Source organism: Ruminococcus sp., assembly GCF_019417665.1.
Lineage (GTDB): Bacteria > Bacillota > Clostridia > Oscillospirales > Ruminococcaceae > Ruminococcus_C.
Window position 1 is genome coordinate 93039 of the sequence record NZ_DXUU01000002.1, and the last position, 12394, is coordinate 105432.

Below are 12394 nucleotides of genomic sequence, written 5' to 3' on the forward strand. Positions count from 1 at the left end.
CATTGTAGGGGCGAACTTTGTTCGCCCGGCACTTTCTGTCACAGTTGCAATGATACCTTCAACAATCCCTCTTCTTCCGCTTCCCTGAAAACAGCCCGAATATAGAACTGCACAGGGGCACTGCCAGAGAAAAGCCAGCAGCGATCCCAAGCTGCTGCCCCGTCAAGAGCACAGTGGAAAAGATCACCCGAAGCATTGGCACATAAATTGCCGCAGCCAGTACCGCCAAAGATACCAATACAGCCCCCACCAGCCACAGGTTATTGCCATAACGCATGGAAAACAATGTGCGCTGCTCCGATTTACACTCAAACACATGTACCAACTGTGACAAGATCAGCGTGCACAATGCCGCTGTCCGTGCGGCTTCCAGTGTGCCGCCCATACTTGCTACAACAGAAAAAGAACCCAGCGTACCGATACCAATGAGAATACCCCGGAAAAAGATCCGTCCCATAAGCCCGTCAGAGAAAAAGCTTTCATCCGGCTTTCTGGGCGGTTTCTGCATCGCCTCCGGTTCCGGCGGTTCCAGTCCCAGAGCAATTGCCGGCAGACCGTCTGTCACCAGATTCACCAGAAGCAGCTGGGTAGGCAGCAGCACCACAGGCATTCCCATGAGGATCCCAAGGAACATAGTAAGCACCTCGCCGATATTACAGGACAGCAGATACCGCACGAACTTCCGGATATTGGCATAGACGCAGCGTCCCTGTTCCACTGCATCCACCAGCGTAGCAAGATTATCGTCTGTAAGCACCACATCTGCCGCCTGGCGTGCCACATCTGTACCGCTCTGCCCCATCGCCACACCTACGTCTGCCTCTTTGATCGCCGGAGCATCGTTCACACCGTCTCCAGTCATAGCGACAATCTCACCTCGGCGGCGATAGGCACGCACCAGCCGCAGCTTATGCGCTGGATTCACCCGGGCAAAAACGGCATATTGATCCAGACAGGCATCCAACTGGGCATCGGTCAAAGCGTCCAGTTCCTCCCCGGTCATTGCCTTTTTGCCCCGAAGCAGCCCTGCCTGTTTTGCAATTGCTGTGGCAGTATTTTTGTGATCGCCAGTGATCATGACCGTGCGGATCTGCGCCCGTGCACAGGTGCGGATGGCAGTCCGTGCGGCTTCTCTGGGAGGATCCAGCATTCCTGCAAGTCCCAGATAAATGCAGGCGCTGCCGTCCTGTTTCGCAAAGGCAAGCACCCGGAGCGCCTGGTCAGACAGCGTCAACACCTGCCGACGGATCACAGCCTTTTCCGGTTCTGTCAAAGGCACAACTCTACCGCCTTCCATCTGAAAACCGCACAGGGGCAGGATACAATCCGCTGCACCCTTCCAATAGGTACAAGTTCCTGCGCCGTCAGAAACTGTCACAGACATGCGGCGTGTTTCACTATCAAAAGGCTCCATGCGCTGCACCGGATGGGCACGCAGCAGCTGTTTCCGGGAAATGCCGCCCTTTTCCGCTGCCACCAGCAATGCCACTTCGGTGGGATCTCCTGTGACGCTCCAGGTACCACGGTCAGTCCGTGCGCTGCGGTTGCGCTGGGATTTCTGTGGGGCTTCGCTGTGAATTTCTGCCGTACTGCACAATGCGCCGCAAGTAAACAGTTCCCGGAGTGCCGGCTTTGATGCCGGGTTTACTCCATGACCTTCCTGCAAAATTGCCCCTGCCATCTGAAGACCCGTTCCTGTGACGGAGAATTCCTCGCCGCCGGCAATGACATGCGTCACAGTCATGCGGTTTTCCGTAATCGTTCCGGTCTTGTCGGAGCAGATCACACTGGCACAGCCCAACGTTTCCACGCTATGGAGACGATTTACCAATGCGCCGCGCTTCATCATACGACTGACTGCCAGTGCCAGAGCAATCGTCACAGTTGCTGGGAGTCCCTCGGGAATAGCCGCAATAGCAATGGTAATGCCTGTCATGAGCATATCAAACACCGGCTCGCCCCGGAGCACCCCGGCAAGAAATACGGCAGCGCAAACGCCCAGGCAAAGCAGTGCCACTACTTTTCCCAGACCGGCAAGGCGTTTTTGCAGAGGCGTCATTTCCTGCTGGACATCCTGAAGCATGGTGGAAATCTGCCCCATCTGGGTACGTGTACCCGTGGCAATCACTGTCGCTTCGGCACTTCCCCGGAGAATTGCTGTGCCAGCATAGACAATATTTTTCTTGTGCAGGTCGTTCCGGGTATCCTCTGGGCTGCCTGCCTGTTTGGAGACCGCTTCAGATTCACCAGTGAGAATGGACTCGTTGACGGCAAGCCCGGCAGCACTGGTCAGTGCTGCATCTGCCGGAACATTATCGCCGGCTTCCAAACGGATGACATCGCCGCAGACCAGTTCCCGTGCCGGAATGGTCTGCCATTTCCCATCACGGCAGACAGCGGCAGTGGGTGCCGTGAGATTCCGGAGGGATTCCAGAGTCTGCTCCGTGCGAAATTCCTGCAAAAAGCCCAGAATCGCATTCAGGAGCACAATAAGAATAATGGTGACAGCATCCGTCAGTTCTCCGAGAAAGGCTGAAACTACAGTGGCAGCCAGCAGGATCATGACCATGACATCACGAAACTGACCGAGGAACATCCGCAGGGGATGCAGTTTTGCAGCGGCAGCAAGCTCATTTTCACCGTCCCGGCGCAGCCGTTCCTGCGCCTGTTTGGAGGTTAGACCGGGCATAGAGATTCCCTCTTTCTACAGTGTTTTGCCACATGTATATGCCGGACAAGGGAAAAGCATGACCAAAAGGTATTCATACGACAAAATGCGCACAGACAACTCCCTCTGTGCGCACTTCATCTATCCAAGAAGACTACTTCAAACTGTCAAATTATTGCATCGTGCCGTTATCTGGCTGCATACCACCCTGCATACTGCCAGTGCCGCCGTTTGCTGTCACCTCCGTACCGCCGGTGACAGTGCCGCCCTGACCAAAGCCGTCCTCGTTATACGTACCGTTATAAGTGCCGCCCACCATAATAGTAAACGCCTCTGCGGACGTATCGCCGATACCAAAGATCACATCCGAAACTTCCTTGGGCGTTGTCACCGCAGCAAGCACAGTTCCGTCCTCACCCACAATACAGATGGAATCCCCGGCGGAAACACTGCAATTGGTGGCAACAAGGCAACCGCTTTCAGGATATTCCATCATGCCCCGGCTGGAAAGCGCCAGCAGGGTGCCGCCGCTGTAGGTCATGGCGCCGTTGGCATCCAATGAGCCGTCTCCGCCGCTGACAGGGCCGCATACGATCACTGTGCCGCCGGTCATATTCCAAGTACCGTTGGAATCCAGACCATCCCCATCGGCGCAGACATACAGATAGCCGCCGGAAATGGTCATGGCATGACTCTCCCCAGTGCCGCCGGTGTTCAGCCCATCATCAGAAGCGTTCAGAATACGAACATTGCCGCCGCTAATGGTCATATTCGCCTTGGATTCGATGCCTTCCGTGCACTTCTGTATAGTAATGTTGCCGTCAGAGATCGTCAGATCACCATGGGCACTGATGCCCTTGTTGTCCGAGGTGATGTCCAGATCTGCGCCATGAAACAGGGCTGTTCCTGCGGCATGAACTGCATGGTCTGTGGAAACAATGGTACAGCTGCCGCCGCTGAGTGTCAGGTTGCCGCCGCATTTGATACCCTTGCTGGTGGCATTTTCTGTTGCTGCGGTATCCGCAGTATCTGCCGTATCTGTCAGGGTGTCAGCATTCCAGTTCACCGCCGGCACCAGACCATAGACAGTCTGCGCTGCATCACCATTTTCGCCGGCAGGCACTTGTCCCCCTGGCATTTCCGGTGCAGCTCCATCGGGTCTCTGCCCGCCTGGCATCTGAGGCATTTCTCCGTCCGGCATCTGTCTGCCAAAACCGTCGTGCATACCGCCGTCGAAATCATCTTGTGCCGATACAGTCACTTCGCCAGTGGTGACAACACTGACTGTGCCGCCGGAGAGCAGCAGATCGCCGTCTGCCTGAATGCCATCCTGGGAACTGGTCACATCTACTGTACCGTCCTGCATATCAAAAACACCTGCACAATGTACCCCGTCCTCAGGCGCATCTATGGTAATCGTGCCGCCGGTGATCTCCACATCACCGCTGCAATGTACACCCTTTGCGCTGTTTGCCTCACCAGTCTCCGCATTTACAGCCGTACCGCTGCTGGTGAGGACATAAGTGCCGTTCTGGATCCACACCAGTGTTTCCGCCTGGAGACAATCGCCCCCTGCCTGCACAGAAACATTGCCCTGCTCCAGCTGGAGAAAGCCCTTTGTGGTATCCGCAGTCTCCGTGGATTTGATGCCGTCATTTCCGGCAGTCACATCCAGTTCTGCCCCAAACATTGCCACGCAGTCCTTGCCTTTCACGCCGTTTCCCACAGCGTCCACTGTTATTTTTCCGCTTACCAGCTTCAGGTCATCCTTGCAGATGATCCCGTCTGCACTGTTTCCACTGACTCTGAGTGACCCAGCACCGTTAATTGTTAGCTTATCCTGTGCATACAAAGCGCAGGGATCGATTTCCTGAGTATCAATGAGATATGCGGCATTTGCAGCGCTGTCCGCCAGAATATTTTTCGTATCCGCTGCCAGAGAAACAATGGTGCGCTTCTCATTGACGCATACCAGAGCCGGACCGGCAGTGTTGGTGATCTGCACGCTGTCCAGATAGAGCTTTACCTTTTCCGCACCAGTCACCAACACCTGACCATTGGTGAGTGTTCCGGTAAGGCGGTATGTTCCGCCGGTGGTAATGCTGATCTGATCGCCGTCCACTGTAATGGCATCTGCATTGCCGCCGGAAACAACTGTAGCGCCGTCTTTCAGAATGATTTCCCCATCGAAGCTGTCATACGTACCACAAAGGTCGTCCTCATCGGCAGTCACACCCAGATTGCCCGACTGTACGGCAGAAAGCGGTTCGCCGCTGACTACATTGGTACTGTCCTCTGTCGTGTTCTCTGTATTTTCCTCTGCGACAGACTCTGTCACCGCATTGCCTGCGCTGTCCGCCGTCTGCGTATCGTTCTGAGCACATCCGGTACAAGTCAACATTGCAGCCGTCGCCATACACATTGCCCAGGAAAAAATTTTCTTTTGCATTGTCCGCACGCTACCTTTCTCATCCGGTACCCCAAAGTTGTTTTTCATCATGTGTAAAACTCCTCTTTTTTATAGTGTACCCAATTCCCCAGCGTGTTTCCATTTTTCTTTCTATGTTCCAATTATCCCATGTTTTTATGGAAATTACGTGAAAATCCTGCGTGCAGACGTTAAAATCCAGCTGAAATCCAATCGTATAAAGGCAGCACCGTACCTTCGATAACCTTACTTATCTGGAATGCAATCCCAGTTCTTCGGAATCCAGTACCACCGTGAAAGGGCCGTCATTGCATAGCTCCACCTGCATATCTGCGCCGAAAATACCCGATTCCACCACAGGAACGATCTTTTTGCAATATGCCTTGCATGCTTCGTACAGTGCCTCTGCCTGCGCCGGCGGTGCTGCCTGGACGAAGCTGGGACGGTTTCCCTTACGGCAGTCGGCATACAAGGTGAACTGAGATACCAGCAGCAGTTCGCCGCCCACATCCTGGAGGGAAAGGTTGATCTTATCGTTTTCGTCGGAAAAGATCCGCAGGCGCATCATCTTGTCCGCCATTTTTTCCATGATCTGCTCATTGTCGTCGGGACCGATCCCAAGCAGTACCAGAAAACCCTGTCCGATCTTTCCGGTGATCTCACCGTCCACTGTAACGCTTGCGTGTTTCACACGCTGAATGACCATACGCATTGTTCTTCTCCTTATTTCTCATCTCTGCGGGCGGCTAATAGCCGCCCCTACAATTCACTTGATTTTTCAAACTGTGATCTGCCCCAATACTTCCCCAATGGGATCCTGAATGCACAGATCTGCCATATTGTCCATTTGGGTGGCATCCCGGTTTATGAGTACCAGGTGATCGCCACGGAAATAACGCAGCAATCCTGCCGCCGGATAGACCGTCAGGGATGTGCCGCCCACAAGGAGCAGATCTGCATTGGCAATGGCAGTCACAGCACGTGTCAGGGTATCCTCAGGCAGAGATTCCTCGTAAAGCACCACATCCGGCTTCACCATAGCACCGCAGGCGTCGCAGTGTGGCACACCAGTAGTCATCATGATCCATTCCGCATCATACACCGCACCGCAGGCACGGCAGATATTCCGGTGGACGCTGCCATGAAGTTCCAGTACATTGCGGCTTCCTGCCATCTGATGCAGCCCGTCAATGTTCTGAGTCACCACAGCCATAAGCTTTCCAGCACGTTCCAACTCCGCAAGTTTCAGATGGGCAGCGTTGGGTTTCGCCGTCAGGCAGATCATCTTGTTCCGGTAAAAACGATAGAATTCCTCGGTATGCCGTTCAAAGTAGGTGTGACTCAGAATGGTCTCCGGGGGCACGTCATACTGCTGGTGATATAGTCCATCCTGACTGCGAAAATCGGGAATGCCGCTTTCCGTAGAAACACCAGCACCGCCAAAAAAGACAATCCGCTGCGAAGCATTGATCCAGTCTTGCAGCGTTTTACATTTTTCCTGATCCATATAAATTCTCCTTTAGCCAGCAATAATATTTACATAAAATGTCCGTCTGCGTGGGCCGTCAAATTCGCAGAAATACACGCCCTGCCATGTACCAAGCACCAGCCTGCCGTTTTTCACCGGAATTGCGGCGCTACTCCCCATGGCGGAAGCACGAGCGTGGGCGGAGGAATTGCCCTCTATATGACGGAATTCCGGGCGGTCAGGGAATGCTTTCCGATAGGCAAGCAGCAGATCTGTCACCACGTCCGGATCAGCGTTTTCATTGATGGTGATCCCAGCGGTGGTGTGGGGGCAGTATACCACACAGATGCCATCGGAAATGCCGCTTTCTGCCACAGCACCCTGCACCTGAGCAGTAATCGGACAGAGATCCTCTGCCGGTGTTGTCAGGGAATATTGATACAACATAAGCCAGTCTCCTTTTTCATAAGCTACTCTTTCATTATAGGACATATCCGCAAAGAATGCAAGCTTTTTTCTTTTTCAGATCACGAATCGATATACATTCTTTTTCTTAGCGTATCCGCATAAATGTATTATAAATTATCAATGTCTACCTTTTCTTTTAAAAGAATTTCGCCTATGCAAAGATTTTTTTGCAGATTCACTTGACAAAAAGGCGATTTTGTTGTATAATAAATAAGCTGTTAGTGCGAACTGGAGAGGTGTCCGAGTGGTTTAAGGAGCTGGTCTTGAAAACCAGTGATTCCGAGAGGAACCGTGGGTTCGAATCCCACCCTCTCCGCCAGTTGAACATTCTCAAACAATGGAATATTCCATCTTTTGATTCACTATACTCGTGTGCGGAAGTACCCAAGTGGTGAAGGGGCTCCCCTGCTAAGGGAGTAGGTCGGGAAACCGGTGCGAGGGTTCAAATCCCTCCTTCCGCGCCATAAAGCCTTGTCGATTTTCGGCAAGGCTTTTGTGTTATCCGAAAGTATATACCACTCCTAAAAACACATGATTTTTAAGATTGCTTCAAGCTTTTTGCTATATACTAGAAACGTGGATTGAAGAATCCCCCAATTCCCCTAAATGGTTTCATCTCTCTTTCGGCCTGCTTTATGCAGGTCATTTTTTGCCCTTTTGCAAGTTTCAAAAAATAAAAGGACCTGCACCCCATAAGAGCACAGATCCTTCTTATAATAATCAGTTGAAAAGAAACTCAGTTAATAATTGTTACCTCGGACTCCTTGTCGAACAGGTGAATCTTGTTCGGATCCAAAGCAACCTTGATCTCATCCTGCGGACGAGCAGTAGAACGCGGATCAACACGAGCAGTCAGCGGAATGCCAGCGCAAACCAGGTACAGATAAGTCTCAGCACCCATCATTTCTGTGATTTCAACAGTAGTGTCGATGACGCCAGTGCTTGCGTTAGACAGGAACATTTCGTCGTCGTGAATTGCTTCCGGACGGATACCCAGAACAACTTCCTTGTCGACATACTTTGCCAGCTCCGGTGTTACCTTTGCAGCCGGGATCTCGATCTGATACTTTACAGCCTTTGCAGTCTTGGTTGCTTCCGAGCCAAACTCTACATAATAGTTGTTTGCCTTCTTCAGAACAGCGTCGATGAAGTTCATCTGCGGAGAGCCCAGGAATCCTGCAACGAACTTGTTGCCCGGACGCTCATACAGAGCCTGCGGTGTATCGATCTGCTGAATGATACCATCCTTCATAACTACGATACGGTCTCCCATGGTCATAGCCTCAGTCTGGTCGTGGGTTACGTAGATAAATGTTGTACCCAGCTTCTTGTGCAGCTTAGAGATCTCAGTTCTCATCTGTGCACGGAGCTTTGCGTCCAGGTTGGACAGTGGCTCGTCAAGCAGGAATACCTGCGGATTACGAACGATAGCACGACCCAGTGCAACACGCTGTCTCTGACCACCGGACATAGCCTTCGGCTTACGATCCAGCAGATGGCTCAGATCCAGGATCTTTGCAGCCTCTTCTACCTTACGAGCAATCTCATCCTTCGGAACCTTGCGCAGCTTCAGACCGAATGCCATGTTGTCGAAAACGGTCATGTGCGGATACAGCGCATAGTTCTGGAATACCATTGCGATATCTCTGTCCTTCGGCGCAATATCGTTTACCAGACGGTCGCCGATATACAGCTCACCTTCAGAGATTTCTTCCAGACCTGCGATCATACGCAGAGTTGTAGACTTACCGCAGCCGGAAGGACCTACCAATACGATAAATTCCTTATCCTTGATTTCCAGATTAACATCCTTTACTGCAACAACGTTGCCCGGATACTTCTTATAAATATGTCGAAGTGATAAACTTGCCATTCGTGCAGTTCCTCCTAAACTAGATTATTTTCCCGATCCAAGCAGCACAGAGCCGAATTCCCGGCCACTGCTCTCGGTGACAATATAATAATACCAAAAAAACAAACTTTTTTCAAGTCGTTTATTGCCCAAAATTCTGCATGTACATTTATCAATTATGACGAACTTCTCCGAAGCCTTTGTAGCAAACTTGCAAAATTTGTTTCATAGTTCAGCATTTTTTGGACATCTTTTTCAGAGAGCAAAATACAGTCCCCCAGCGCCAGATCCGGCGGCAGAAGCAGTCCGCCCAGTGCCACACGTTCTAACTCGCTGACGTGATTCCCTAGTGCGGCGAACATGCGCCGTACCTGATGATATTTTCCCTCGCGGAGACAGATCAGAACTTCATGCGTCGTCCCCGGCACGAGTGCTGCCTGTGCCGGCATACACTGTGCGCCGTCTGCAAGGGTGAGGCCTGCGGCGATCTGTGCAGCATAGCCATCCTCCCAGGAGCGTGCCAGAATGATCCGGTAGTATTTTGCCACATGACTTCGTGTCGCAATGACCTGGTGTGCCAGCTGACCATCATCGGTCAGAAGGAGCATCCCTGTGGAATCCTTGTCCAACCTTCCCACCGGGCGCAGTTCTTTTCGGCACATTTCCGGCGGTATCAGTTCCATGACCGTGTGCTGTCCCGGCTCGTCTGCGGAACTGACATAACCCTTAGGCTTGTGCAGCAGCACATAGAGATACTGATCGCCGGAAACATATTTTCCGCAGAGAAAAACTGCATTCCGCTCCGGGTCAACAGGCAGATCGGCACGTTTTATGACAGCACCGTCCACTGTGACCTTTCCCTTTGTGATCATCTGGCGCAGTTCCCGCCGGGAATACATGGTTCTGGCAGACAAAAATTGATCCAGACGCATAAGAGACCTCCTGTTCTGTTTTCCCGTCTGTCCGCATACCATACAGCAAAGGAGGCGGCATAGAATGGGAAAACGTGTTATTTTAACAGCCGGCATACTGGGCTTGTTGTTCGGATGCGGCTGGCTAGCGTGGTGGATACAGCAGGAACCGCCGGCAGAAGAACCGGTGCAGATCATCCTGGAGGACGAAGCCGCACGAACAGAATTCCTCCGGGCACAGGGACAGCCGGAGAGCCGCTGTATCACCGCTGAGACGGTGCAGCTGCCTGTCAGCGTAGATGATGCTTATGAGGACTATGCAGCGCTACAGGGCGCACAGAAGCTGCCATTGACGGCACATCTGGGAGAGACAGCAACACGCTATACCTATACACAAAGCAGTTCCGGACAGGATATGCTCCGCACGGAACTGCTGATAGATGAAAATCAGATGCTGATCGGGGCAGTACAGTATGACTGCACTGCGGCAGAAGAGATGACAGCACTTCTAAAAAGCCAATAACAGAACAAAATCACGATCTGTATTTGGCTTAACCTAATACTAATCCCATAGCAGACCTGATTTTCACAAAAAATATCCTAATTCACACAAGGACACGGCACGCCGTGTCCTTACAAATACCTAAAACAATCCAAATCGGAACGGACATCCCCGTCCTTTCCCGATCACTTATCAAATACGTGCAGCAGGCCGCCGATCAGGGGCAGTTCCTTTGCCTTGCCGTTTGCAGCGTTGATAATACCGATAATCAGCAGTGCCAGGAGTGCCAAAGAAAGCAATGCGGATAAAATGCCGCCAATGATCGGGATCATTCCCAGAATAGCGCCTGCGATGCCACAGACAATATCCGCCAGAAACAGAATAAATCCCTGATTGGCATGATATTTTCCATAGCGGGACTTTCCGCCATTCACCAGCAGCGGCAGAATGAACAAAATTCCCACATAAGAAAGGGCAGCCCAGATCTTGTTATCCTGAATGTCCTGGGTGTCATACATTACAGAATTGTCCGGGGTGTTCAGAAAATCGTTGAAGTCTTTGCTCATGGTAATTTCTCCTTTAAATGAATATGTAATATAGTTATGCAGCAAAAGGCTGCATTACGACTGATCCAATGCACCGATCGCTGCGATAAATCCAGCTACATCCGTGAAATCCTGATAAACGGAAGCGAATCGAATATAGGCAACAGCATCGATCTGTTTGAGCATTTCCATGACCATATTGCCGATCTCAGAAGAAGTCACTGTACTGCGCATTTCATTGGCATACTGATTTTCCAGCTGGTCGATCATGGCAGAAACCTGTTCCATGCTCACAGGGCGCTTTTTGATGGCGTTGAAAATGCCGGTAATCAGCTTGTTCCGGTCAAACGCCTCAAAGGAGCCGTCTTTTTTCTGTACCATCAGCAGCGGCCGCTCCACCACCTCATAGGTGGTAAACCGCTTTCCACAGCGTGTGCATTCTCTGCGGCGGCGGATCTTCGTTTCAGAGGGACGGGAGTCCAGCACACGGGTATCCCGTTCTCCGCAAAAAGGACAATACATTTTCAGACGCCTCCTTTCTGTATTGTGTGGATACGATTTTGCAGCAGCGTGTAATTATTCGCCAGCTCCGACACATCAGAAAAACCGCTGCGGTACAGTTCCAGAATAACAGAACAATCGGGGCTGACTTGTGCAAGAGTCTCCAGAAAGGCGTTCACCCGGAACCGTCCCTTTCCGATGGGCAGACAATCGCCGTACTGCCCATGGTCGCTGATATGAACATGCACCACATGGCTGCCCAGCAGTTTCAGCATGGCAAGGGGATCCTCACCGGAACGCACCGCTTGTTTCACGTCCAATACAAAGCGAGCCTGTTTCCCTAGCCCACCGCACATTTCTTTCAAAAATGCCGAAGAAGCGCTGGTACAGCGTGCCACATTTTCCTGCGCCACAATGACGCCATAGGATTCTCCCAGTTCTGCCAAACGCCGGAATCGTTCGAAATAAAGTTCCCGGTTCACTGTCCCTGCCGGTACTTTATTGCCGTGCAGCACGAACACCTTTGCGCCTAACATCTGCATGGCTGTGAAATAGCGGCGGCAGTATTCCAGATAGTCCTCCACACGGCGTGGGTAATTGGAAAAGAGCATCATAGGCTCCATTTCACTGGTAAACGGATGGAGCGAACGGCAGGTCATCTCAAACCTCCGCATCACCTGTGCCAGCGTATCCACAAAGTTCCGGCGCAGTTCCGCATGCGTATTGATGAAAATTTCCACATGGGAAATGCCGGCAAGCGCCAGGTCATACAATGCCTCTTCCACTACCCGGGGATAGAGGCACGCCGTGGAAACACCGGCACGCAGCATAGGATCCCTCCTTCCGTCCGTTTTTTCCATTATACCATATCTTTGAAAAAATTTCAATAGAATTCGAATGATTTTCCACAGAAATCAATCAAAAAATATAGCAATCTTTGTGGGGACAAGGGATACGCATCCAACGGGCGAACTTAGTTCACCCCCTACATTTTTCTCCTACACAGCCCCCCCAAAGCCGCAAAAAACGAGCCAATGCACTGCACTGACTC

The 12394-nt window shown here is 51.7% G+C and carries 11 protein-coding genes and 2 tRNA genes; 3 read left to right on the forward strand and 10 right to left on the reverse strand.

What is annotated here, in order from left to right:
* Positions 1-58: 58 nt before the first annotated feature.
* From QZ375_RS01075 to QZ375_RS01095, 5 genes are all read right to left on the reverse strand, one after another.
* Positions 59-2689, reverse strand: coding sequence for a cation-translocating P-type ATPase (locus tag QZ375_RS01075; protein WP_295214130.1), 2631 nt, complete (start codon positions 2687-2689; stop codon positions 59-61).
* A 151-nt stretch (positions 2690-2840) separates the two neighbouring features.
* Positions 2841-5168 (reverse strand): carbohydrate-binding domain-containing protein, encoded by a 2328-nt coding sequence (locus QZ375_RS01080; protein ID WP_295214131.1) that lies wholly within the window; start codon positions 5166-5168, stop codon positions 2841-2843.
* Positions 5169-5346: 178 nt separating this feature from the next.
* Entirely contained in the window at positions 5347-5808 is a 462-nt protein-coding gene (dtd, locus tag QZ375_RS01085) for a D-aminoacyl-tRNA deacylase (protein ID WP_295214132.1), read from the reverse strand.
* 66 nt (positions 5809-5874) lie between these two features.
* Positions 5875-6603, reverse strand: a complete 729-nt coding sequence (locus QZ375_RS01090; RefSeq protein ID WP_295214133.1) for an NAD-dependent protein deacylase — start codon at positions 6601-6603, stop codon at positions 5875-5877.
* A 12-nt stretch (positions 6604-6615) separates the two neighbouring features.
* A complete protein-coding gene (locus QZ375_RS01095) occupies positions 6616-7011 on the reverse strand; it encodes a secondary thiamine-phosphate synthase enzyme YjbQ (protein WP_295214134.1) in 396 nt (131 codons plus the stop codon).
* A 251-nt stretch (positions 7012-7262) separates the two neighbouring features.
* Between QZ375_RS01095 and QZ375_RS01100 the strand changes: the two genes are divergently transcribed.
* Positions 7263-7351 (forward strand) — tRNA-Ser (locus tag QZ375_RS01100).
* Between the two features lie 55 nt (positions 7352-7406).
* Positions 7407-7496, forward strand: a tRNA-Ser gene (locus QZ375_RS01105).
* Between the two features lie 272 nt (positions 7497-7768).
* Here the strand turns inward: QZ375_RS01105 and ugpC are convergent.
* Both ugpC and QZ375_RS01115 read right to left on the reverse strand, forming a co-directional pair.
* The gene (gene ugpC, locus QZ375_RS01110; protein WP_295214135.1) at positions 7769-8905 is read right to left on the reverse strand and encodes a sn-glycerol-3-phosphate ABC transporter ATP-binding protein UgpC; all 1137 of its coding nucleotides are present in this window, start codon (positions 8903-8905) and stop codon (positions 7769-7771) included.
* A gap of 155 nt (positions 8906-9060) precedes the next feature.
* Positions 9061-9816 carry a pseudouridine synthase gene (locus QZ375_RS01115; RefSeq protein ID WP_295214136.1) on the reverse strand — a complete coding sequence of 252 codons (756 nt, stop codon included), beginning with the start codon at positions 9814-9816 and terminating at the stop codon, positions 9061-9063.
* A gap of 64 nt (positions 9817-9880) precedes the next feature.
* On the opposite strand from QZ375_RS01115, the gene QZ375_RS01120 reads away from it, so the two are divergent.
* On the forward strand, positions 9881-10318 hold the full coding sequence (locus QZ375_RS01120; RefSeq protein ID WP_295214137.1) for a DUF4830 domain-containing protein: 438 nt from the start codon (positions 9881-9883) through the stop codon (positions 10316-10318).
* 164 nt (positions 10319-10482) lie between these two features.
* On the opposite strand, the gene QZ375_RS01125 is transcribed toward QZ375_RS01120, so the two are convergent.
* The 3 genes from QZ375_RS01125 to QZ375_RS01135 are packed head-to-tail and all read right to left on the reverse strand — an operon-like array spanning position 10483 to position 12173.
* A complete protein-coding gene (locus QZ375_RS01125) occupies positions 10483-10863 on the reverse strand; it encodes a DUF4870 domain-containing protein (RefSeq protein ID WP_295214138.1) in 381 nt (126 codons plus the stop codon).
* A 54-nt stretch (positions 10864-10917) separates the two neighbouring features.
* Positions 10918-11364 carry a transcriptional regulator NrdR gene (gene nrdR / locus QZ375_RS01130; RefSeq protein ID WP_295214139.1) on the reverse strand — a complete coding sequence of 149 codons (447 nt, stop codon included), beginning with the start codon at positions 11362-11364 and terminating at the stop codon, positions 10918-10920.
* A gap of 2 nt (positions 11365-11366) precedes the next feature.
* Positions 11367-12173, reverse strand: a complete 807-nt coding sequence (locus QZ375_RS01135; protein WP_295214140.1) for a sugar phosphate isomerase/epimerase — start codon at positions 12171-12173, stop codon at positions 11367-11369.
* Positions 12174-12394 lie beyond the last annotated feature (221 nt).